This is a genomic window from Enterococcus sp. AZ079, from assembly GCF_050547255.1.
Classification (GTDB): domain Bacteria; phylum Bacillota; class Bacilli; order Lactobacillales; family Enterococcaceae; genus Enterococcus_D; species Enterococcus_D casseliflavus.
This window is the reverse complement of record NZ_CP172955.1, coordinates 2,104,368-2,129,912: the sequence shown is the minus strand read 5'-3', so window position 1 is coordinate 2,129,912 and position 25,545 is coordinate 2,104,368. Positions and strand designations below refer to the sequence as shown.

10 protein-coding genes are annotated in these 25,545 nt (G+C 46.6%); all 10 read left to right on the top strand.

Annotated elements, in window-relative coordinates:
- Window positions 1-1,099: 1,099 nt before the first annotated feature.
- The 10 genes from IGJ15_RS10160 (at window position 1,100) to IGJ15_RS10115 (ending at window position 25,535) form a co-directional block, all read left to right on the top strand.
- Window positions 1,100-9,994 (top strand): Ig-like domain-containing protein, encoded by an 8,895-nt coding sequence (locus tag IGJ15_RS10160; protein WP_430599048.1) that lies wholly within the window; start codon window positions 1,100-1,102, stop codon window positions 9,992-9,994.
- 102 nt (window positions 9,995-10,096) lie between these two features.
- Window positions 10,097-11,566: an adhesive domain-containing protein gene (locus IGJ15_RS10155; RefSeq protein WP_142967184.1), complete on the top strand. Its 1,470-nt coding sequence runs from the start codon at window positions 10,097-10,099 to the stop codon at window positions 11,564-11,566.
- A 14-nt stretch (window positions 11,567-11,580) separates the two neighbouring features.
- Window positions 11,581-11,889, top strand: coding sequence for a hypothetical protein (locus IGJ15_RS10150; protein ID WP_142967185.1), 309 nt, complete (start codon window positions 11,581-11,583; stop codon window positions 11,887-11,889).
- Complete coding sequence (locus IGJ15_RS10145) at window positions 11,886-12,533, top strand: WxL domain-containing protein (RefSeq protein WP_074535099.1); 648 nt, start codon at window positions 11,886-11,888, stop codon at window positions 12,531-12,533. The genes IGJ15_RS10150 and IGJ15_RS10145 overlap by 4 nt, the downstream gene beginning before the upstream one ends.
- A gap of 111 nt (window positions 12,534-12,644) precedes the next feature.
- On the top strand, window positions 12,645-13,679 hold the full coding sequence (locus IGJ15_RS10140) for a DUF916 and DUF3324 domain-containing protein (RefSeq protein WP_142967186.1): 1,035 nt from the start codon (window positions 12,645-12,647) through the stop codon (window positions 13,677-13,679).
- A gap of 615 nt (window positions 13,680-14,294) precedes the next feature.
- Window positions 14,295-15,023, top strand: a complete 729-nt coding sequence (locus IGJ15_RS10135; RefSeq protein ID WP_015509411.1) for a LytTR family transcriptional regulator DNA-binding domain-containing protein — start codon at window positions 14,295-14,297, stop codon at window positions 15,021-15,023.
- Window positions 15,024-15,050: 27 nt separating this feature from the next.
- The gene (locus IGJ15_RS10130) at window positions 15,051-20,978 is read left to right on the top strand and encodes a bacterial Ig-like domain-containing protein (protein ID WP_142967187.1); all 5,928 of its coding nucleotides are present in this window, start codon (window positions 15,051-15,053) and stop codon (window positions 20,976-20,978) included.
- Window positions 20,979-21,237: 259 nt separating this feature from the next.
- A complete protein-coding gene (kdpA, locus tag IGJ15_RS10125; protein WP_142967188.1) occupies window positions 21,238-22,914 on the top strand; it encodes a potassium-transporting ATPase subunit KdpA in 1,677 nt (558 codons plus the stop codon).
- A 12-nt stretch (window positions 22,915-22,926) separates the two neighbouring features.
- Window positions 22,927-24,957 carry a potassium-transporting ATPase subunit KdpB gene (gene kdpB / locus IGJ15_RS10120; RefSeq protein ID WP_005225658.1) on the top strand — a complete coding sequence of 677 codons (2,031 nt, stop codon included), beginning with the start codon at window positions 22,927-22,929 and terminating at the stop codon, window positions 24,955-24,957.
- Window positions 24,958-24,998: 41 nt separating this feature from the next.
- A complete protein-coding gene (locus IGJ15_RS10115; RefSeq protein WP_142967189.1) occupies window positions 24,999-25,535 on the top strand; it encodes a potassium-transporting ATPase subunit C in 537 nt (178 codons plus the stop codon).
- Window positions 25,536-25,545 lie beyond the last annotated feature (10 nt).

The window sequence follows — 25,545 nt, the reverse complement described above, 5'->3', positions numbered from 1 at the left end:
GTCCAGTGTAGGAATTAAAAAGGTCTTATATTTCAGACCGCTTCTGATTTGATGGAAGGATGTTTCGCGGTAATGTGCACCCGGAGAGGGCGTGAAATAATAAGAAAGCGTGAGAACGATTCGTTCTCACGCTTTTTTCTCAGACAAAACTAAGACATATCAATACAAGAATCATTACTAACCAATCCATCTTCTCATGCTCCTTATGTGGTATTAGAAGAAGACGATTGGGCAGCAGCGTTTCCTTCTTACCAGCAAGTATAAACAAAAAGAAGCGAGTGAACGCTTACGTCCAAAATATAAGACCAAATAGCTACTGAAGAATTTCCCTGAAAGAAAAAAGTAGGTGGTGGTTGAAGAAATTTCATTTCATGATTGTGCACGCTCGATTTTAAAAGGAGATTTTCATTCCTTTTTTCACAGAACGTTCTGGCAGCTTTTCGAGCCCTTTTTTTCTTCGGTAAGAGTTATTTTAGACAATATCGTGAAAAATTCCTGAATTATTTTTGTTTTTTTATTTTCGTAGGTAAAAAACGGGGGTTAAAACAAGAAAAAACAACATCATCGTTTTTCTCTCCTGTTGCGTAGAAAGAGACAAATGTAATCGTATTCATTATGTTGATTAATTATAAGGAGTAAGGTACTTTTTTTGATAAAAAATGATAAATTTTTATCGTTAGGCACCTTTTTATAAGATAAATATAAATAATCTGCGTTTGTTTATAAAATAAATGTTTTATGTTTTGTAATGTTAATTTCAGTGTTTTTTTAATTATTTATCGTGTTTATAATTTGTTGGAAAGAAATAAATTTGCTGGAATTTTGGTACACAGTGCGTTTGTTTAGTTATTTAATTTCCAAGTTTCACAAGTGCGTTCTAAAATGCTGTGAAACTATTTGAACAAAAATCACTGGGTTTTTCAGAAAGCATGCGAAAAAATCTTCGCTTTGCGATCGGTAACTTTTGTTTTCTCTCTATGCCTTTGGGTGTTGGGTTGAAATAGATTTTCATCTGGTTTAAAAGGGGGCAGGAAACATTCCAGAGATTATCAGTTTTATCTTTTGTCGGTTAAATTTTTTTCGAACAGGAGGAGAATGAATGAAAGGCATTAATTACAAAAAGCTCATGGATTCAAAGAAAAACACACGCGTTCGAACAAAGAAAAACATTATTGCGAATTTAACTGTCAGTGGGATGTTGTTGACGAGTACGGTGGTCGTGCCAGCAAGTTTGTTATGGGCACCAACGACGGTTGAAGCTGCTTTGGTTTCAGCTGAACTTTTCTCAGATATCACAGCGTCTAATAACTCAGGCACAAGTGCGTCTGCACCTTATGCAACGCCTGGTGCAACGAACCAAGTCAATTTCTCGATTTCTGGATCAAATGCAGTAACGGTTGATGTCTTGAACGGGGATAAAGTCGCAATTGTTGGGGTTCCTCAAGGACTTACTGGTTTGGTTCAACCGGCAGGAAATGCATCGATTTCCACCAATGTGACACTACAAGTGGGGAATTTCCCAGCCTTGCAAACATTGATCGGAACAGTCACACCAGCAGTCAATACCTTGATCAGCACGGTGGATGGAATCGTCAATCAAAATTTAGCTGACGCATTGGATATTCCGCCAACAATCCTACCCGGCGTACCAAATCCGTTGTATACGGCGGCTTCAATCGTGGATGTTAGCCAAGTGATTTCCGTCAACTTAGATGAAATTACGACTCAGTTAGACTTATTAAATCAACTTGGACAATTTGGCCAAGCGAATTTTGAAGTTCCAGCTGGATTAACCGAAAACGAACGTGCCCTGATTGCCAATGTGGATGATGGTTTATTTATCGTTGTCAATCAGCGCATCAATCAAATTCTTGATAATTTACAAGCAGCACAGATCCAAGTCAGTATTCTAGATGGTGCCAGCGGCATCCCAGGAATTGGTACCTTGATCAGCGGGATCAACACACTGGTACAAACGACGGTCAATACCGCCAAAGCGACTTTAAATGGCACGGTTGAAACTGCTCAAAATGTCTTGAATGCTACGACCGATCTAGCAGATCAGGTCGCTTCTGCTTCTGTTTTAGGTCAAACAAACGTGGTGATTCCAACGAATGTTACCAGTCCGACCTATGCGCAATTGGTTGAAAATGGTGTGGCGAATCCTTCCACTCCTTACGAAGCTCGCTTCGAAGCAACGATGTCTCAGCTTGACCTCATCACCATTGATTTATTTACGGATGCTGACGGCAATAACTCGATTTGGTTTGCACCAGACACACCAGAAGATCAAACCGATACACCAACGATCAATCCATTGACAGCAGGGGAAACGACGATCAGCGGAACAGCTGAGCCAGGCGCAGCCATCACATTGGCGATCAACGGCGGTGCACCTATTACCACAACCGCAGATGGTGACGGCAATTGGACGACCGATGTCCCTGAATTGGTAGAAGGTGATACAGTCACAGCAGTAGCGGAAGCGGATGGGGAATCAGCGAGTGAACCTGCGACGGCAACGGTAGCAGCACCAGTGGTCAATGCCCCAACGGCTTCGATTACAGGAAACAGCACCGATGGGTATCCTGTGACGGGGACAGCCGCAGCAAATGCAGCCATTGAAATCACCAATGCCGAGGGTGAAGTCGTTGGCACTGGGACGGCAAATGAGAACGGCAACTACAGTATCACGTTGAACCCAGCAGATGTAGCAGAAAATGAAAACTTGAATGTTGCTGCAATCGTTACTGCTGGCGGTCAAACGTACCGCAGTGGCAATACGCCAATCGTCGTTCCAGCAGACGATGCCGAGCAACAAACGGGAACACCAACGATCCAACCAGTGACTGCCGGGGATACAAGCGTCAGCGGAACGGCCGAGCCTGGTGCCTCGATTACTGTGACCGTCAACGGTGCAGATCCGATCGTGACGGAAGCCGATGAAGAGGGCAATTGGCGTGTTGATGTGGACGAAGTGTCAGAAGGTGATACGGTTTCAGCTGTCGCCGAACTAGAAGGACAAACACCAAGTCAGCCAGCAAGTACCACCGTGTCCGCCTTAACGGTCAATGCCCCAACAGCTTCGATCACAGGAAACAGTCAAGAGGGCTATCCAGTGACTGGAACAACTGCACCAAATGCGGCCATTGAGATCACCAATGCGGATGGCGAAATTGTCGGAACAGGTACTGCCAATGAGAATGGCGTTTATACGGTGACGTTAGATCCAGCGGATGTTGCCGCGGAAGAAACCCTGAATGTGACAGCGGTTGTGACCGCTGGCGGCGAAACCTATCGAAGCAACCCAACACCTGTTGTGGTGCCTGCAGATATCCTGCAGACGGAAACACCAACGATCGATCCAGTCAGTGCTGGAGATACAACTGTTAGTGGGACAGCCGAACCGGGGGCAACGGTAACGATCACGCTTCCTGAAGGCCACCCAATCACGGCTGAAGCCGATGATGAAGGCAACTGGGAAGCAACGGTTCCTGAATTGTCAGAAGGCGATTCCGTGACGGTCGTAGCTGAATCCGAAGGCAAAGATCCGAGTGCCCCAATCACCGTGAGTGTAAACGGTTTAACCGTGGCGGCGCCAACGGCTACGATCACTGGAAATAGCACAGAGGGGTATCCAGTAACGGGAACAGCGACTGCTAATGCAGCGATTGAAATTTTGAATGAAGCAGGCGATGTCGTTGGTAGTGGAACAGCCGATGATGAAGGCAACTTCACGATCACCCTTGATCCTCAAGAGGTGGCAGCTGGCGACAACTTGCGGGTGGAAGCGATCGTGACGGCTGGTGGTGAAGACTACCGCAGTACAGGCACACCACTTGTAGTTCCTGCAGATGATGTAGAAAACTTGACGGAAACACCAACGATCGACCCAGTAACAGCTGGAGATACGACTGTCAGCGGAACGGCAGAACCAGGGGCAACAGTGACGATCACGCTGCCTGAAGGCGATCCGATCACGGCAGAAGCCGATGACGAAGGCAACTGGGAAGCGACGGTTCCTGAATTATCAGAAGGCGATACGGTAACAGTCGTTGCCGAAGCCGAAGGCAAAGATCCAAGTGCACCGATTACCGTGACCGTTGATGGTGTTATGGTCAGTGCACCGAGCGCTTCCATCAGCGGCAATAGCACGGATGGCTATCCAGTCAGCGGAACAACGACACCGAATGCGGCAATTGAGATGTTGAATGAAGCAGGCGATGTTGTTGGTAGCACGACGGCGGATGACACGGGTGCTTATACCGTGACCTTAGATCCAGCCGATGTGGCGCCAGAAGAAGCCTTGCAGGTGGTGGCAGTTGTGACAGCAGGCGGTCAAGACTACCGCAGTAATGCCACACCAATCACCGTACCAGCAGACATTGAACAAACAGGGACACCAACGATCGATCCGGTCACAGCAGGTGATACCACGATTAGCGGAACGGCAGAACCAGGGTCGACGGTTACTGTGACGATCACCGATCAAGAACCAGTAACGGCTGAAACGGATGACGAAGGAAACTGGCTTGCAGAAGTGCCAGCAGTCTCTGGTGGCGATACAGTTACGGTCGTTGCGGAAGCCGAAGGCAAAGAGCCAAGCGCGCCAATCAGCGTCGGGGTTGCAGGAGTGACGGTGGCAGCACCAACAGCGATCATCAGCGGCAATAGTACCGATGGCTATCCAATCACGGGGACTGCACCAGCGAATGCAGCGATCGAAGTACTGAATGAAGCAGGCGATGTGATTGGTACTGGCACAGCCGATGGGGATGGAAACTATACGGTAACCATCGCACCAGCCGATGCAGCACCAGAAGAAACCTTGTCTGTCGTTGCGATCGTAACAGCTGGCGGGGATGAGTACCGCAGTCCTGCCACACCAGTGACGGTCCCAGCAGATGAGCTTGAACAAACAGCATTACCAACCATCGACCCAATCAATGCAGGGGACACGACGATCAGTGGGACTGCCGAACCAGGCGCTACGGTGACGGTAACGATCCCAGGTGAAGAACCTGTGACTGGTGAAGCAGATGACGAAGGCAATTGGACGGCAACGGTGCCCGAGGTTTCTCAAGGAGAAATAGTTTCCGTGGTAGCGACCCTTGATGGGGAAACACCAAGTGATGCAGCAACAGTCGTCGTAAATCCACTTAGTGTGGCGACACCGACAGCAGCGATCAGCGGCAATAGTACCGATGGGTATCCAGTTACAGGAACGGCCACGCCGAATGCAGCGATTGAGATCTTAAATGCAGCCGATGAGGTTGTCGGCAGTGGCGAAGCAAATGGGGAGGGTACCTACAGCATCACCTTGAGCAGTAGTGATGTTGATCCTTCAGAACCACTTCAGGTGGTGGCAGTGGTAACCGCTGGCGGCGATGAATACCGCAGTGCGCCGCTTTCCATCGTGGTCCCAGCAGACCAAACGACCGCACCAACGATCGATCCAGTGCAAGCAGGGGATACATCCGTCGGAGGAACTGCCGAACCTGGTTCAATGGTGACCGTGAAGATTTCTGGAGAAGATCCAGTGACTGCCGAAACGGATGAGGAAGGCAATTGGACGGTCACCGTACCAGAGCTTTCAGAAGGTGACACGGTCACAGTGGTTGCGAAAGCTGAAGGCAAAGACCCAAGTGAACCAATCAGTGTCGGTGTCGGTGCCTTGAACGTGGCAGCACCAACGGCAACGATCACTGGCAACAGTACTGACGGCTATCCAGTCACAGGGACAGCACCAGCCAACGCAGCCATTGAGATCTTAAATGATGCGGGTGAAGTGGTGGGCAGTGGGACTGCCAATGGAGACGGTGAGTATACGATCACCTTGACAGAAGGTGTTTCTCCAGCAGAAACCTTGCGAGTGGTGGCAGTGGTAACAGCTGGCGGTCAAGAATACCGCAGTCCAGCAACTACTATCGTAGTGCCAGAAGATAACGCAGAAGACCAAACAGCAGCACCGACTGTCGCACCCGTGTTTGCTGGGGATACAACCGTTAGCGGAACGGCTGAACCAGGAGCAGAGGTAACCGTTGAACTGCCAAGCGGCAATACTTACACTGCAACAGCGAATGACGAAGGTGAGTGGACGGCAACTGTGCCGACGGTTTCTCTAGATGATGTCTTGAAAGTTACTGCTTTGGCAGACGGCAAAACAGAAAGTTTACCAGTAACGGTGACGGTGCAAGAGCTGATCGTGGCAGCACCAACGGCAACGATTTCTGGCAATAGTGAAAATGGTTATCCTGTAACTGGTACAGCACCAGCCAATGCGGCAATCGAAATCTTAAATGCTGATGATCAAGTGATTGGCACAGGGACAGCCAATGAGAATGGCGTTTACACCGTTACCTTGACCAGTGAAGAAGTATCAGCGGGGGAAACGGTCCGTGTCGTTGCCATCGTTTCAGCAGGTGGGGATGACTTCCGTAGTCAACCAACGGCTGTCGTGGTGCCAGCGGATCAAACGGCGACACCAACGATCAATCCAGCAGTGGCTGGCGCAACACAAATCAGCGGAACAGCCGAGCCAGGAGCAACAGTCAGCGTGACGGTCGGTGAGGAAGACCCAATCACCGCTGAAGTTGACGATGAGGGCAATTGGCAAGCTGAGGTGCCAGCGCTTTCCGAAGGAACGACTGTTACGGCAGTGGCAGAAATAGAAAATGAAACACCAAGTACACCAGCAACGATCACGGTCGGGGCATTAACGGTGGCGGCGCCTAGTGCGTCTATCAGCGGCAATGTAGCCAATGGCTATCCAGTGACCGGAACAGGACCAGCGAATGCGACCATCGAAATCTTGAATGAAGCTGGCGAGATAGTTGAAACGGGTACGACCGATGATGCAGGGCTTTACGCGATCGATTTGACTAGTGAAGATGTCTCTCCTGAAGAAAACTTGACGGTGGTTGCGGTGGTCACAGCAGGTGGCAAGGATTATCGCAGTCCAGCGACACCGATCATGGTGCCAGCTGAACCGGGTGAAAATCAAACAACGGCACCAACGGTTGATCCAATCAAAGCAGGCGATGAATCAGTTAGCGGAACGGCCGAACCTGGCTCAACTGTGACTGTGACACTACCTGATGGCACAGAAGAAACCGCCGAAACAGATGACGAAGGCAACTGGAGTGTCGATGTGCCTGAATTGTCTGAAGGAGATACCATCACAGTCGTCGCAGACAGTGACGGCAAAGACCCAAGTGATCCAATCACTGTCATCGTTGAAGGAGTGACTGTCGCAGCACCAACAGCTTCCATCAGCGGCAACAGCACGGATGGCTACCCAGTGACTGGTACAGCACCAGCCAATGCAGCGATCGAGATCTTGAACGCAGCCAATGAAGTCGTTGGAAGAGGCACTGCCGATGGAGACGGCAACTATACAGTGGCCTTAACTGCTGAAACTGTCGATCCAGAAGAAACCTTAAACGTCGTTGCCATCGTTACAGCTGGTGGGAAAGAGTATCGCAGTAATCCAACAGCGGTCATCGTACCAGCAGATACGGTAGTGGATCAGACAGCTGCACCAACGATCGATCCAATCACGGCGGGGGATACCAGCATCAGCGGAACGGCTGAACCAGGTTCAACCGTGACGATCACCGTACCAGATGCGGAACCAATCACGGCTGAAACGGATGACGAAGGCAATTGGACGGCAGAAGTACCAGAAGTTTCTGAAGGCGATGCAGTCACTGTTGTGGCACAATCACCTGACAAAGAGCCAAGCGCTCCAGTCACAGTTGGTGTAGGTGCGTTGACGGTCACTGCTCCTAGTGCAACTATCACAGGCAATAGCACGGACGGCTATCCAGTAACTGGAACGGCACCAGCCAATGCCACCGTACAAATCTTGAATAGCGATGGACAAATCGTCGGTTCAGGAACTGCAGACGCAGAAGGAAACTACAGTATCACTCTTGAACCAACAGCTGTTGCACCAGCGGAAAGCTTAACCGTCGTTGCAGTTCTGACAGCTGGCGGCAAAGAATACCGCAGTAACGCGACACCGATCGTGGTACCTTTGGATCAAGAAGAGCAACAAACTGCAACACCAACGATCGATCCAGTCAAAGCTGGCGATACGACGATCAGCGGGACTGCCGAACCAGGTTCAACGGTGACGGTAACGATTGGGGAAAATGAACCGATCACGACCGAAACGGACGAAGAGGGCAATTGGACAGTCGAGGTACCTGAAGTTGCGGAGGGTGATACCGTCACTGTTGTGGCACAATCACCTGAAAAAGATCCTAGTGCACCAATCACAGTGAGTGTGGATGGCATCACGGTTTCAGCACCGACCGCGTCCATCACTGGCAATCCAGAGGATGGTTACCCAGTGACGGGGATGGCAGCACCAAATGCAGCGATTGAAATCTTGAATGAAGCGGGAGAAGTCGTTGGATCAGGCACTACCGATGAAAATGGCAACTACACGATCACGCTTTCTGGTGAAGCTGTTTCTCCTGAAGAATCATTGAATGTCGTTGCGATCATCACCGCTGGTGGCAAAGACTATCGGAGTAATGCGACACCAATCGTAGTGCCCGTTGAGAATACGATCGATCAAACCGCTACACCAATCATCGAACCAGTCACAGCTGGTGACACGACCATTACCGGTACTGCTGTAGCGGGAGCGATGGTCACCGTGACGGTAACAGGCGAAGAAGCGGTTGAAACCGAAGCAGATGAAGCAGGAAATTGGTCAGTGGACGTTGCGGAAGTTTCTCGAGATGAAATCGTAACAGCAGTGGCGCAAAGTGAAGGAGAAACCGCCAGTGAACCAGCAACGACCGTTGTTAATGGCATCACGGTCAACGCACCTTCAGCATCCATTACGGGTAATTCCCAAGAAGGCTATCCAGTAACTGGGAACGGGCCTGCCAATGCAGCGATTGAAATTTTGAATGAAGCGGGAGATGTCGTTGGAACAGGCACTACCGATGAAAATGGTGACTACACGATCACATTGACTAGCGAGGATGTCGCACCAGAAGAAAACTTATCGGTTGTGGCGATCGTCACGGCTGGTGGGGATGACTACCGCAGTAATGCGACGCCAATCGTCGTACCTGTCGATGATGAAAGCATCAAGACAGATACACCAACCATTGACCCAGTCACGGCTGGTGATACAACGATCAGCGGAACGAGTGAGCCAGGTGCTACGATCACCGTTACCATCAGCGATCCGTTAACAAGTAGATTCCTGACCATCTTCGCGGCTGAAGGACCAATCACAACGATCGCCGATCAAAATGGCGACTGGCGTGTTGAGCTATCCGCGGAAGCGACGGAAGGTGAAACCGTTACGGTTCTTGCTTTAGCAGATGGCGAAACCCTAAGTGATCCGACGACGACCGTAGTCGATGCTTTGACGGTTGATGCACCAGTTGCTACGATCACTGGCAATCCTACCGATGGCTATCCAGTCTTCGGGAATGGACCAGCCAATGCGACAATCGAAATCTTGAATGAAGCGGGTGACGTTGTCGGAACAGGAACGACCAATGGAAATGGTGCGTTTAGCATCACATTAGATCCAGAGGATGTTTCACCAGAAGAAACCCTTAACGTTGTTGCGATCGTTACAGCAGGTGGCAGAGAATACCGCAGTGCAGCAACACCAATCGTGGTACCAATGGGTGACAATGGCACGGATGGTTCAGATGGTACGGACGGTACGGACGGTACCGATGGCACGGATGGTACGGATGGTACTGATGGCACCAATGGTTCTGATGGTACGAATGGTACCGACGGAAGCAACGGCGCTTGGGGCAACTGGGGCAACTGGGGAAACAATAATTGGAACAGCAACAATAACAACCAAAGCTGGTGGGGAAGTAAATTCTTGCCGAAAACGGGATCAGAAGGAACCTGGTACGCTTCAGTGATTGGAGCAGCAGTCTTCGTTGTCGGAGGAATCGGCTTGTTCTTCAAAGCAAGAAAGAAAAAAGACCAGCAAAAATAGCATGACTTTACCAGCGGAGTGGACATCCTCCGCTGGTATCTCTAGTGAATCAAAACGTTGAAGCATTGATCATCGTTTCGTAAAGAAAGGGTTAGAAATGGTATGGAAAGCAGAAGGAGGGAAAAACGTTTTTACAAATGGACGATCGCTCAGTTGATTTTCTTGTTGACCAGCATCAGTTTCGTCAATTTGTATCTTTTAACAACGACCAAAGAAGCCGAGGCGGCAGTGAACGTATTAGATGTGGAAATTTTAAGCAATTTAACAAGTGCCAATACAAGTGGTACTTCAGCAAGTGCACCTTGGCCAGGCAGTGTGACAAATCGACCAGTGACTTTTTCGATCAAAGGGAACGGGGGTTTGAACGCTTCTGTCAATGTCAACGGTGAGGATAAATTTGCTTTGTTGGCGATCCCCACAGAGTTGAGAACTAGCATCAGTGCCAACGGATCAGCAGCTATCAAAACGTCGACCACAGTCAATATTGCCAATGTCCCGCTTTTGAATGCGATCTTAACAGCGCTTGATTCCTTGACCAGCTCATTAAATCTCAATCTCGGAATTGTGCAAATCGATTTAACGGCTGTCAATCAGCAAATTTCCTTGCTAAAAACTGTTGGTAATTTAGGCAATGTAGAAATAAGCAGTCCGTTGCAGTTCACCACCCAAAGAGAAGCGTTGTATGCCAATATGAGTTCGAACCTCGGTGTCGTTTTAGGAACCAATGTCCCGCAAATTTTACGGAATTTAAGCACGGCGATTCAAAATACCCAGATCCGAGTGATCGGCATCGATATTGGTGGTGTCGTTCGTGCATTGCTGCAAGGGTTGCTGAATACCTTGCTTAGCACCGTAACGTCAGCGTTAAATAATTTGGCAACCGTCCAAGAACAAATGGCGGATGCAGCCGTTTTAGGAGCAACGGATGTTCAAATTCCGACGCTACTTTCGGGTCCAGGACAGTTGTCCGCAAATTGGACCGCCAATTTTTCGGCTTCTGTGTTGAAGGCAAAGCCGACGGACATCAATCTCTTGAACTTTAGTGCGCTAAATATCAGCAGTCGCCAAACCATGATTTATTTCATGGTCGAAGCACTGACGATGGATCGGACAAATCTGCCGACTCAGCTGAATTTTGGCCGACATGCCATTCAAACGAAAAAGAGTGAGACATGGCGGGCAACCGCCAACGGCGACCAAAGCGCAGCAGCTACAACTGGGATTTTACGGATCAATGATACCCGCAATCGTCAGAAAAAATGGCAAGTCAAGGTCAGACAATCCACCAATTGGGTCAATGGTACGCGAACATTGGCAGCTGCCGAATTAAGGGTTCAGCTTGGAACTGTCAATTCGTCATTTACAGACGGTCGAGTGGTTTTACCTGATAATGCAACGATTGCCCTGCAGCAAAATGTCGAAAAAAATGTGGTGACGTTGGAAAATGCGGCATCGACTGGTGGACTGACTGTTAATTTTTCCCAGTTCAATTTATTTGTACCTGAGAAAACACCGAAATTTCAAGGTCAGTATCGCGCCACAGTCGTGTGGACCGTTTCTGATACACCTTGAAAAGGAAGAGCAGAATGAAAAAAAATTCCCTTGTGCTGCTCCTGATTTTGATGATCGGCAGTTTCTACAGTATCGTTCCATCAGCAGTAGCCAATACGACGACCGGCAACATTGAGTTTTATGAAGGACCAACGGAAACAGCTAGCAGTGATTCCATTGATGAAGAAATTGAACCACCGACCAGTCAAGAAACGGTCACTAACGCAGAAGAACCGCTGCCACAGCTTGCAGAAACCAATCACTTTTGGTTGCCCGTAATAGGCGGATTCTTCACTAGTATGGCATTGATCATTTGCATCAAAAAAAGGAGGATGGCAAAATGATTTCAAAGAAAACGATAATAGGCGCATTGGGGGTATTGACTGCACTTAGCATTGGTGCGACAGTGCAAGCAGATGACACGACCGGTGTCGTAGAATATACCTCTGGGGGCATCGTGTTTGACCCGGATAAAGGCGGGAGTGATCCCAATACGCAGCTACCAACGAATTTAGATTTTGGTGCCCATGAAATCCAAACAGAAAATGCCGAAACATGGGTGGCTACTACGGATGGAACTGGACTACCTGGGGATGGGTCAACGCTGCAAAGAGGGGCAGTTGCGGTCAGCGATAACCGAGGACAGGCGAACTCTTCTTGGGCGATCAAAGTACGGCAAGCAACCCAATTTACGGCAGGAGACAGCACGTTGGACGGTGCGGTATTAACGGTAGATACGGGGACGTTGACCAATAACTTGAGTTCGCCGCCAACAGGAACCAGTGATATTGCCAATGGCGAGCTTGATTTTGCGGCGATCAACAATGAGTATGCGTTCTTGACCGCCAATGCTGGCGAAGGGATTGGTGAAACGTCGATGCCTTTAGAACAATTTACCCTTTCGATCCCAGCTAATACGGAAAAACAATCAGCAACCTACCAAACGACCCTCGTTTGGACGATCAGCAGTGCGCCGACGACCCCATAGGGCAGTAGTCATTGCGTAACAGTTAGCAGAAAAAAAGCAGCTTGCCTGAGCGGCTGCTTTTTATGCTAGCTGATTTTTCTTTCCTATTTTGTGTAGAAAGGATCTGACAGGATGCATCAGAAGAAAGTTCGAGGCAAAGGATTTCAGTATTGGGTAGTAAGTATTCTAACGGTCTTATTTTTCATTGGTACGAGCATTACGGGGGCAGCAGATTCACTTGATACCTTCGATGTTCAAATCAAATTGCCAGAGTCACAGCAAGACAAAGAGCTGATGTACTATGATTTGTTGCTGGAGCCCAAGGCAGAAGAAAAACTAGCGGTCATGGTTTCCAATAAAAGCGAGCAACCAATCAATCTACAGCTATCCTTTAATCGAGCGGTCACGAATATGACGGGCGTCGTTGAGTATTCTGGGGCAAATGAGGAAGCAACGCCTTCTGCTCCATACGCGATCGAAGAACTCGTCACTTTAAGTGATGAAACTCTTTCGTTAGCCCCTAGTGAGCAAAAAGAAATCACCTTGACAGTCCAGATGCCATCTGAATCCTTTGATGGGATTTTGGCAGGGGGACTATACGTCCAGCAAACCGGCAGTGAAGAATTTCAAGGAAATGTCCAAAACCTACTAGCCAGAGAAGTGGCGGTGTTGCTCCGTAACAAAGAGACCGACATCCCACCAGCGGTTCGGATTGAGGAAGCCCATCTGGAAGAAATCAATCGCCGCAATGTCATCATCGTAGCGGTGGAAAATACAGCGGCAAATTATCTTAGCAAGGCCACGCTTGCTTATGAAGTGTTTCATGATGGACAAGCAACAGCGATCAAAGGAGAAAAAGAGATCCAATTAGCGCCCAATGCGTTAATGAATTACGCACTGCCATTAGATGGAAACGAACTGCAATCAGGAGAGTATGAAATAAAAACGACCCTCAAAGCAGCTGATCAACAATGGCAAGGAGAGCCGACCTTCCAAGTTGCAAGGCAAGAAGCGCAAGAAAGAAACGAGCAAGATGTCAGTATTAAAGAAACCTCTTCGCCGATCCTTCTCTATTTATTGATCGGTGGTGTTTTATGTCTGATCATCGCCTATTTGATTTGGCATAATCGTAAGCTGAAGCGAGCATTGAATAAAAGTGATGATTAGCAGGTAGTGGAAATCAACGGTGGTTGCAGGAAAAGTCTACTATTATAGTAAGAAATGTTTTCAAATAGCTAAAAGCAGTACCACTCATAAAAAGAATCAGGAAAGAAAACCATTTATCATTGAGAATAAATGGTTTTTTCGTGTTCCGCACGTTTTGTTGAGAACAGTGCAGAGGGAATTTTGACATTCACCAATAGGAGTTCATGTCATCACTGATGAATAATTGTTCTTCAATCATTGAAAGGAGAGAAGCATCCAGTGGAAAATAAATAACGTTTGTGATGTTGGGTTCTGATCGTTTTTTTTCACATGAAATTATCATAAAACTTTACATAATAATGTTTCCGCTTCCCTTGAAGTCTTTCGTAGATATTGTTAAAAAAACATAATATTTTTCTGATGGCTACGCTTACTCCCTTATAAAAGCTTTAAGAAAACTCTTTAGCGTGTCTTTTTATCTATAATAGGTTTAGACCAATTACAGCGTCTTTTCTTACTTTGTTTTTAATTTAAACTACCTTTTTTGCATGAATGTTTCTTTAATTCGTTTGAAAGTGCAAGCAGGCATTTTTGATTAAGAATACAATTAGAAATGATGCAAAAAGGAGAATTAAGATGTCTGCAAATTTGAGCAATTTCGCTGTTTATATAGTAGATGACAACTTTTTTAATGGGAATTTGATGAAGAAAATGATTACGGAAAGTCGTGTTCCGCATTCTTTAGTGCAGATTCTTTCACCTGAAGAATTAGCCCCTTTTCTTGACGGATACCTAACAGATGTGAACGATCTCTTCTTATTTTCCATTGAAATGAAAGGATTTGATCGAAGTTTTCAATTAGCAGGAAGCTTGAGAGAACAATGCAAAAAGTGTCAAATCGCTTTTTATGGTGCCTATGCCTCCAAAATCGAAATCAAGAAGCTGAATCTTATCTGTCCTTTAGGGATCATCGATACAAAAGAAAAGGAGGTGGCAATGCAGCTAAGAAATTTATTAACGGAAGCGATCGAAGTCAAACGATCATTACTCGGAAAAAAGCACTTATTAAAAATCGTCAGTAAAAGAGAGTTGATGGTGGTTGATGCAGAAGCAATCAACTATATTACAACGATCAAAGGAGAGCGAAACCGAATCGCTTTTCACCAAAAAAAGTCGATCGAATTCCTCGAAACTTCCTTGAAGGTGATCAAACAATTAGAGCTGCCAGAGTATTATAACGTCTTCAAATCCTACATTATCAATGCGCGACAAATCAAAATGATCGATCGAACAAACAATGTTTTGTGCTTTTTTAATGGAGAAGAGTTAGAAGTCGGGAAAAAAATCCGTAAGGCAATCAGTTAAAACTACATACATTTATTGGAGGAAAAAATGAATAAGAGAAGCAAAAGAATTTGTCATGGGATCGTTGTTACCGCACTAGGAATCACTCAAGTGATCACTCCGATCATGGCGATAGCGGAAACAACCGAACAAGAACAGACCGTCAACACGCTAGACAAATCCGATCAACTACTAGAAACGATGACTGAATCGACAAATGATGCTAACGGAAACGAAGCACAAGCAGCTGAGGATGCTGAAACAGATTATTCTTCCGAAGCGAACAAAGAGGAATCATCAGCTGGTTCAGAAAACACGGAACCAAGTGAAACGACCACATCGGCTTCCTCAAATATAACGGAAGATTCTAGCCATGCGAGACAAGAAAGTTCTTCAACATCCGATTCAAAAGAAACCAAAGAAGAGCAACACACACCTCGTGTCAGCACGCGCATCAATGACCAAGAACTTTTGGAAAAAGGCACCCTGCTGACCATTTCTGGCGAAGAATTCAGCCGAACGGAAGAAACACGAATCTTAAACAATAGTCCAGTGAAACTGAAATTGGATTTTGAAATCAATGACAAAGATTATTTCGCTGGCACCACTGCTGTTTTTGACTTGCCGCAAGGCCTTGGCTTTAGTGATGTGCAAGGAACCAATGAAGCGATCAATGCATCGTGGGCTGTAGATAGTGCAGCTCATCAACTGATGATCACGTTTAATCAATCGGTTCATGATGCCTCTTTTTCGATCGAGTTGACTAGTTATCTATATTCAGAAGATAAGCCTCAGCTAACGATTGAGATCGGCGATCAAAACCAGACAAGCTATGCGATTGATTTGTATGAAGAGGTCGATCCGATTCAATATGTGTCAGAAAAAAATGTCTTTGGGATGGAAGGAATGGTTTACTACAATACCGATCGGATGTTGTCTGGGACAGAGACCCTCTCATTGCGATTGGTTGATACACCGGGAGCAGTGTTCAAAAAGATTGACACTCAACCATTAGAAGTTTTCAGCTATGAGGTCGATATCAATGGGAAAATCAAGCCAGAAACGCAGACAGCATTAGCTGAAGGGACTGACTATACGATCGCTTCAAATAGTCTCTATAATACTGCTGTTGAAATCAAACAGATGGACAAACAAAGGGCTTATGGGGTTTCTTATCAATTCACCATGAGTTTGACCGAGCTGACGGATTATACTGCTTCTTTTTCAAAAGGGTATCCAACGACCGGATTTGGTTCGGTACAGCTAAAACAAACAACTGCCCAAAACAGAGGGTTTTCCTTTATCGCAAAAACCAGCAAAGATGAAAAAGAAGTCGATTCTAGGTATTATATGGGGGTTGCTTCTGCCAGTTTTATGAATGGCCTTTCTAAAGGAAACTACTATGTATCAATTCATCAAATGCCGACGGAGATGAAAGCTGGTCAACAAATCATCCTTTCGAGTCAAAACGGACAGCCGATCACGGCGAAACAGTTAACAGCAAGAGATGCCTTCTATCAAAATGTGACTTTTGCGGATTATTTTTCTGTCGAAAATAACGGGGACAAACTGATTGTGACCGCTACAAAAGACAGCAATCTCACTCTTGGTTCCACGAACGTAACCGTACCCTTTGATCAGAAAGATATCATTCTTAATGTCTCGACACCGTTGATCGCCAATAGAGAATTCAAAATCGTTGAAGACAACTATGTCGAACCAATCAGTGTTCTTAATCCCAACAATGCTGAAACGGCTTGGGGAAATTATGAGCAAAATGGTGCTTACATGAGTGATACTTCCATCAACATCGAAGGCAGAAACTCACAACCAATCGAAAATTTACAAATGTTTATTGAACACCCAGAGTATCTTTCTTTGAGAAAGGTACCAAAAGTCAGTTTTTACTACACATTAGGAAAAGATTATACGATTGAAGAAGTAGCAGGAGGAACGATGGTCACCTTTACGTCGCCCATTACCTATTCCGTTCAATTTGATATTGGCTTCAATTACGTGCCAGACAGTTTAGCACCGACAAAATCGATTCCTAATGATACAATTCCAATCACGATTTCCGCAACGGGACTTGACACGGTTCATACCTCCGTCTATACCGGTAGGAAACTGTACTCTGAACGCACGCTCCAAAGCAGTAAGAATCAGTTTTTAGTCAACGCGCGTCAAGATACCATCAGTGATTTGACCGTTGAAACTCATGTACCGAAAAATACCGATGTCGTGTTTTCGATCATCGATGTTTCCAATGAACAAGTCAGTGGCATTTATCCACAGTATTGGGATCGCGGTTATTATGATAACCAAGCCATGAAGGAAAGTGATCCGAATTATCCAACGATCACCCATGATGAAGAAACCAACTATTATACCTTTGATTTTGGGACGACCAATCGGCGCTACATTATTTCCTATCAATACGCCAATGGATGGCAGGAAATGAGTACGATTTATGTACCTGGTTATGCAAAAGAACCGTTATCTAATAATCAACAAGGCACAGCCACAGTTTCAGTATCCAATACGGCGACAGATATTATTGGCATTACGCAAAATACCGTCAATAATACGAAAAACATGACGCAGGTCAAGGTCACGACAAAAAATATCGATGATGGCTCGAAAAAAGTAGCAAATCCAACGATCCTTCTAAAATCGTTAGGGAACACCAATGGCGAAATCGATTTAGGATCGATCACTGTTTCGAATGTGCCAGATGACAGCTATGAAGTCAAAGAAGTTGATGGGAACGTACAGCTTGTCTTTTCAAACTATGTTCTAACGAAAAATATCGAAATCAGTTACAACGTCCTTTCACAAAACGCCGGCCAAATCTCAGCCTCAGCCACGATCGTTTCTGATACGATCGATACCTTGTCGGAAGCCAAACGGACGGCTACCTCGACGGTGGCCAATCTGCAATTTTCGGCAGGCGATTCCAGCGGGATCATCTACAAAACCAATGCGACGCTTGATGTTTATAATACCGAAGAACCAACTGAGAAGATTGCGGGGGTTACTTTGACGCTTTGGAATCAATTGACTGGAGATATCGTTTCTGTCGTAACGGATGAAAATGGAGAATACCAATTAACTGATATTTATACGGGGAACTATACGCTTTATGTTTCCTACGTCCCAGAAGGTTACGTCATACCACAGGAACTTCAGCTTGGTAAAGAGGTGCAAGTGAACCGGACGGGCAATCATCTTTCTGTCGGCATCACACCAGAAGAAGACTTGTCGACGATCGACGCCAAGGATAGCACGATCTACGTGGGAGATGAATGGCATGCTGAAGACAACTTTGTTTCAGCGACAGACAAACACGGCAATGCGTTGACCTTCTCGGAAATCACAGTCAATGGCGAGGTCGACACGACAAACGTTGGCACCTATGAGGTCAAATACATCAACGGCAGTGTTAGTCAAACAGCGACGATCACCGTGGTTGCCAACCAAGAAACGGTAGCAGCCAAAGACAGCACGTTATATGTGGGCGATGCATGGACAGCAGCTGATAATTTTCTATCGGCAACGGATAAAGACGGCAATGCAGTGACAATCGCAGACGTGACTATCAACGGCGAAGTTGATACGGACACACCAGGAGAATACCAAGTCATTTATCGCAATGGCAAAGCCGAAGCGACAGCCACGATTACCGTGTTAGCTGATCAAACATCAGTCAAAGTAAAAGATAGCACCTTATACGTCGGGGACGACTGGCATGCGGTTGATAACTTTGTTTCGGCAACGGACAAAACAGGAGCGAATGTACCATTTTCAGGAGTGACCGTTAGTGGAACCGTGGATACTTCCAAAGAAGGTCAATATCCAGTGGTTTATCAAAACGGCAATCAAAAAGCAACAGCGACGATCACCGTAGTTGCCAATCAAGAAACAGTCGTTGCCAAGGATAGTACACTTTATGTTGGAGATGCATGGGAACTTGCGGATAATTTTGTTTCAGCAACGGATAAGAAGGGACAACCGTTAAGTTTGGCAGAAGTCACCACCAGTGGTGACGTGGATACGAAAGTACCAGGAGAATACCAAGTCATTTATCGCAATGGCAAAGCTGAAGCGACAGCCACGATCACCGTGTTAGCTGATCAAACATCAATTAAAGCCAAAGATAGCACCTTGTATGTTGGTGATGACTGGCAAGCAATCGACAACTTTGTTTCGGCAACGGACAAATCAGGAGCGAATGTCCCATTTTCAGCAGTGACCGTTAGTGGAACAGTTGATACGAGCAAAGAAGGTCAGTACAAAGTTACTTATAGCAATGGTAAAAAAGAAGCTATTGCTACGATCACGGTTGTTGCGAACCAAGAAACGGTGGCAGCTAAAGATAGTACGTTGTATGTAGGTGACTCATGGGAAGCCGCGGATAATTTTCTTTCCGCAACAGACAAAGACGGCAAGGCATTGCCGCTGACAGAAGTAACCGTTGATGGCACAGTTGACACCTCTAAAGCAGGCAGATATGAAGTGGTTTATCGCAATGGAAAGGCTGAGGCGAAAGCGACGATCACCGTAATGGCAGATCAAACGAGTGTCAAAGCCAAAGACAGTACTCTGTATGTCGGCGACGATTGGGAAGCTGCCGACAACTTTGTCTCAGCCACAGACAAAACGGGAGCAAACCTACCATTTTCAGGAGTAACCGTTAGTGGCTCAGTCGATACCTCCAAAGCAGGCGAGTACCCAGTGGTTTACCAAAATGGTCATGTCAAAGCAACGGCGACGATTACGGTCGTTGCCAACCAAGAAACCGTAGTCGCTAAGGACAGTACGATTTATGTGGATGATAACTGGCAAGCTGCCGACAACTTCGTGTCAGCCAAAGACAAGGACGGTAATGAGCTAAAACTTGCAGATATCACAACAGTAGGTACAGTCGATAGCGCCACACCGGGGAAATATGAAGTGGTTTATCGCAACGGCAAAGCTAAAGCGAAAGCCACGATCACCGTGTTAGCTGATCAAACATCAGTTAAAGCCAAAGACAGTACCTTATATGTTGGTGACGACTGGCAAGCAATCGACAACTTTGTTTCAGCAACAGACAAAACAGGAGCGAATGTCCCATTTTCAGGAGTAACGGTTAGTGGCTCAGTTGATACTTCCAAAGAAGGTCAATATCCAGTGGTTTATCAAAACGGCAAAGTAAAAGCAACGGCGACGATTACAGTCGTTGCGAACCAAGAAACGGTAGTCGCCAAAGATAGTACATTGTATGTTGGAGATTCATGGACAGCTGCGGATAACTTCCTTTCAGCAACGGATAAAGACGGTAACGCAGTGACAATCGCAGAAGTGACCATCAACGGCGAAGTTAATACGGCTACACCAGGAAAATACCAAGTTATCTTCCGCAACGGCAAAGCCGAAGCAATTGCCACGATCACCGTGTTGGCAGATCAAACGTCTGTGACTGTGAAAGATAGCGTGATTTATGTCGGTGACAACTGGACAGCAGCCGACAATTTTGTCTCCGCTACAGATCGTGACGGTAAGTCACTCGCATTGGAGCAACTGCTGGTGGACGGTTCGGTGGATACGAAGAAAACGGGCACCTATCAAGTCACTTATTCAATCGTCACTGATGAAGCAGCAACCCCTAACTTTTTCGCACGTTTATTTGGTACTCGCTCACAAGAAGCAGTCACTGCCACAGCGACGATCAAAGTCGTTGAAAAAGCAGAAGAACCAGAGGAGAACGATCAGCAGCCAGAGAAAGATGATTCTGACAAAGGGCAACAAAAACCAACGGATGAAGGGCAGACTGACAAACAAACCAAAGCGACCGCAAAGGACAAACGGTTGCTACCAAAGACTGGTACAGCCATCACTCAAGGCTATTCGATTGCAGGAGTGAGCCTTGTTGCTCTAGCGGGGATCGTCTTCTTTCGTAAGAAACACACGAACAAAAGCAGAAAAACGAAATAAGTCGCAATGACTCTAGCAGCGGATATCGTGAAGGATATCCGCTGTTTTTTTTAATACATGCTGTATTGCGGTTTTCTTGTCCGATAAGCAGCCGTATAAAGAAGATATAAAGATGCTAGCAGAAGATTTACACTATTTTTATTTCTTTTTGCGTATGCTTACGTCATGAAGGAGTGAAGAATATGAATCTTGTTTTAGGAATAATCGGAGTGATCGTAATGATCTATCTCTTTTGGTACTTGTTTGAGGGGGGAGAACGATGAGTAGCTATTTTGTGCAAGGCTTTTTATTTTTACTGATCTTACTAGCAGCAGCGGTTCCTTTGGGCTGGTATATCAAAGAAATCATGCAAGGAAAAACACCGCGGTTTGTCCGCTTTATTCAACCCATTGAACGGTTGACCTATCGAGTGATTGGTTCGGTCAGCAAAAAAGAAATGACCGCCAAAACCTATCTATTCTCAGTCTTGGCCGTCAGTGTCTTTTCCATCATCGGCTTGACCGGATTATTGATGGTCCAGCATTGGTTACCGCAAGGGGCAGCCGTTGAGAATATGTCCTTTGACTTAGCATTGAACACCGCCGTCAGTTTTGTGACGAACACGAACTGGCAAGCTTACGCTGGGGAAGAAGCACTGACCAATCTTTCCCAAGCATTAGGATTAACGGTGCAAAATTTCTTATCAGCGGCAGTAGGACTAGCCGTACTGTGTGCCTTGATTCGTGGGCTGCAGCAAAAACAAAAACGTACGGTAGGGAATTTTTGGCAAGACATCACCCGTTCCTTGCTCTATATCCTTTTGCCACTTTCATTGATGTTAGCGATCTTACTCCTGTCTCAAGGCGTTGTCCAAACGTTGAGCAGCGGCGTGGAAGTCAATGGATTTGAGGGGGAATCCTTTTGGATGGCGCTCGGACCAGTAGCGAGTCAAATCGCCATCAAGCAATTAGGGACCAACGGCGGCGGTTTCTTTGGCGCCAACGCTGCTCATCCATTTGAAAACCCAACGATGTTCAGTAATTTTTTAGAAAACTTAGCGATCTTGTTGCTGCCAGCTGCTTTGATTTTTGCCTTTGGCTTTTGGATCAAAGAGTGGAAACAAGGACGTACGATCTTGATCACCGCAACCGTCTTTTTGATCCTGGCTTTTATTGGTGTAGTGATCAGTGAAGCTTATGGACCGCAATTCAGTCAAGTGCTTGGGAATGCCAATCTAGAAGGCAAAGAAGTACGCTTCGGTGTCGGTTGGTCGAGTCTCTGGGCAGTGAGTACCACCGCCGCTTCCAGTGGATCAGTCAATGCCATGCTGGATAGTTTCACACCACTCGGGGGTGCGATCCCAATGTTCTTGATGCAGCTGGGGGAAATCATCTTTGGCGGTGTCGGTAGCGGACTTTATGGCATGATCGCTTTTCTATTATTGACGGTCTTTATCGCTGGTTTACTCGTGGGACGAACACCAGAATATATCGGCAAAAAAATCGAAGCCTTTGACATTAAAATGACGAGTATCGTTATTTTGACGCCATTGCTACTGACGCTTTTCGGGGCTATGTTGATGACCTTGCATCCTGACATCATGAGCTGGCTAACCAACCAAGGCGCCCATGGCTTTAGCGAACTGTTGTATGCAGCAACTTCCTTCAGCAACAACAACGGGAGTGCCTTTGGCGGCTTGACCGCAGATACTGTTTTCCTAAATAGTTTGGGTAGTATCTTGATGTTCGTTTCACGTTTCGTTCCCATCGCAGCTATTTTGTATCTGGCAGAAAACATGGGGGCCAAAAAGAAAACCGTTCGTAATGAAGGAACCTTGTCAACCACGAGTCCAGTCTTTGTCACGATGCTGATCATTGTGATCATCGTGATCGGTGCACTGAGCTTTTTACCAGCGATGGCTTTAGGCCCAATCGCAGACTTCTTTACAACGAAATAGGAGAGAGAAAAAATGAAAAAAATCTATCAATGGGCGATCGGCGAATCCTTTAAGAAATTGGATCCTCGCCAACAAATCAAAAACCCCGTAATGTTTGTGGTTTACTTAGGGGCGATCTTGACAACGATTTTATGTTTTCAAGAACAAACGGTCCCGTTGTGGTTTAGCATCAGTGTGACCGTCTTCTTATGGTTGACCTTGTTGTTTGCCAATTTTGCCGAAGCAGTGGCAGAAGGGCGCGGCAAAGCGCAAGCGGATAGTTTGAAGCAAGCAAAAAAAGAAATCATGACCTACAAAGTCATGTCCTTGGAAGATGTAGCGAAAGAGGCTTTTATCGAAGTCCGTTCCTCCGATTTGAAAAAAGGTGACTTGGTGTATGTTCCATCTGGCGAACAAATTCCTGCCGATGGGGATGTCGTGGAAGGTGCTGCTTCGGTGGACGAAAGTGCCATCACAGGAGAATCAGCCCCTGTCATTCGTGAGTCTGGTGGCGACCGCAGTGCAGTCACGGGAGGAACGTTAGTCGTTTCCGATTACTTGGTCATCAAAGTGACCGCTGAAAATGGCCACTCCTTTTTGGATAAGATGATTGCGATGGTGGAAGGGACGCAACGGAAAAAAACACCCAATGAGATTGGCTTGCAGCTGTTCTTAGTGACACTGACCATCATCTTCTTGGCTGTTTCCATCACATTGATTCCTTTTACCGATTTTAGCAGTCAGTTATCTGGTCGGGGAACGGCGATTTCCAGTGTGATCGTGATCGCGTTACTGATTTGTCTCGCCCCGACCACGATCGGCGCCTTGATTTCCTCGATTGGGATCGCTGGAATGAGTCGCTTGACTAAAGAAAACGTCATCGCCATGAGTGGCCGCGCGATTGAAGCTGCAGGAGATGTGGATGTTTTGCTGCTGGATAAAACAGGAACCATTACTCTGGGAAACCGCCGTGCCAGTGAGTTCTTGCCAGTACCAGGGGTCACCGCCAAAGAGTTGGCAGATGCAGCGCAGTTGGCATCCTTTGCCGATGAAACGGCGGAAGGCCGCAGTATCGTGATTTTAGCCAAAGAAGCCTTCAATATTCGTGAACGGGAATTTCAGCAAGCCGATGTCCATTGGATCGATTTTAGTGCCAAAACACGGATGTCTGGGATCGACTATCGTGGTGATGAGATCCGTAAAGGAGCTGCGGATACGATCAAGCAATATGTGACGGCAAAAGGGCAGACCTATCCCACTGCGTGTGACGAGATCGTAGAAAAAGTCGCTAAGGCTGGTGGAACTCCATTGGTCGTAGTGAAAAATGGCCAAGTACTCGGAGTCGTTTATTTAAAAGACATCGTGAAAAACGGGGTTAAAGAAAAATTTGCCGACATGCGCAAGATGGGTATCAAAACGATCATGATCACTGGGGACAACCCTTTGACGGCAGCTGCTATTGCCGCCGAAGCGGGCGTCGATGATTTCTTAGCCGAAGCAACACCAGAAAACAAAATGAACCTGATTCGCGAATATCAGGAAAAAGGGCATTTGGTGGCGATGACGGGGGATGGAACCAACGATGCACCCGCACTCGCCCAAGCCGATGTGGCAATGGCGATGAACACTGGTACGCAAGCAGCCAAAGAAGCGGGCAATATGATCGATCTTGATTCCAGCCCTACCAAATTACTGCAAGTAGTCCAAATTGGTAAACAGCTGCTGATGACTCGTGGGGCTTTGACGACCTTTAGTATCGCAAATGATATCGCCAAATATTTCGCAGTGATTCCTGTTCTGTTTTATGCCATTTATCCAGAACTCGCAGCGCTGAATATCATGAATCTTGGCAGTCCCTTAACGGCGATTTTGTCCGCAGTCATCTACAATGCAGTCGTGATCATCGCCTTGATCCCTCTGGCGTTGAAAGGGGTCAAGTACCAAGAAAAACCAGCCAGCCAAATGCTGCGGCACAATCTGGTCGTCTACGGCCTAGGCGGCATCATCGCACCATTCATTTGCATCAAGCTAGTAGATTTGCTTTTGTCAGCTGTTCTGCTATAAGAAAAATCCATCAGAGTCAAGGAGTCATTTAGGAGGAAAACATGATGAAGAACACCCTCTTTGCCAGTATCAAATTTTTACTAGTTAGTACCGTGTTATTTGGCGGTCTCTATACATTGTTGGTCACTGGTGTTGGACAAGTCTTTTTTGCCCATCAAGCCAACGGCAGTCAAATCGTGGAAGACGGAGCGGTCAAAGGGTCTGAGCTGCTTGCGCAACCCTATGACCAAGCAGGTTACTTCCAAGGGCGTGATCAAACCGTTTCACAATTGTCGCCCTATGATACGACCCAAAAAAAGACTGTAGCTGAGCGGACAGCGACGTTGCTGGCAGAAAACCCCACCCAAACCAGTGTGCCGATCGATCTCGTGACCGCTTCGGGTAGTGGCGTCGATCCTGATATCAGTGTCGAAGCGGCACTTTTTCAACTGCCACGAATCGCTGACACAAGAGGCATCGATGAACAAACAATTCATGATATAATAAACAGGAATAAAGTAGCTGATCTGTTCTCCACGAGAGAATACGTCAATATCATGACCTTGAATCAGCAGCTCGATCAATCACCCGAGGAATAGGGGGAAGCAT

What these genes read in the sequence shown, in the direction of transcription:
- IGJ15_RS10160 (WP_430599048.1), top strand. Translation starts at nt 1,100, where the DNA reads ATGAAAGGCATTAATTACAAAAAGCTCATGGATTCAAAGAAAAACACA.
- IGJ15_RS10155 (WP_142967184.1), top strand. Translation starts at nt 10,097, where the DNA reads ATGGAAAGCAGAAGGAGGGAAAAACGTTTTTACAAATGGACGATCGCT.
- IGJ15_RS10150 (WP_142967185.1), top strand. Translation starts at nt 11,581, where the DNA reads ATGAAAAAAAATTCCCTTGTGCTGCTCCTGATTTTGATGATCGGCAGT.
- IGJ15_RS10145 (WP_074535099.1), top strand. Translation starts at nt 11,886, where the DNA reads ATGATTTCAAAGAAAACGATAATAGGCGCATTGGGGGTATTGACTGCA.
- IGJ15_RS10140 (WP_142967186.1), top strand. Translation starts at nt 12,645, where the DNA reads ATGCATCAGAAGAAAGTTCGAGGCAAAGGATTTCAGTATTGGGTAGTA.
- IGJ15_RS10135 (WP_015509411.1), top strand. Translation starts at nt 14,295, where the DNA reads ATGTCTGCAAATTTGAGCAATTTCGCTGTTTATATAGTAGATGACAAC.
- IGJ15_RS10130 (WP_142967187.1), top strand. Translation starts at nt 15,051, where the DNA reads ATGAATAAGAGAAGCAAAAGAATTTGTCATGGGATCGTTGTTACCGCA.
- kdpA (WP_142967188.1), top strand. Translation starts at nt 21,238, where the DNA reads ATGAGTAGCTATTTTGTGCAAGGCTTTTTATTTTTACTGATCTTACTA.
- kdpB (WP_005225658.1), top strand. Translation starts at nt 22,927, where the DNA reads ATGAAAAAAATCTATCAATGGGCGATCGGCGAATCCTTTAAGAAATTG.
- IGJ15_RS10115 (WP_142967189.1), top strand. Translation starts at nt 24,999, where the DNA reads ATGATGAAGAACACCCTCTTTGCCAGTATCAAATTTTTACTAGTTAGT.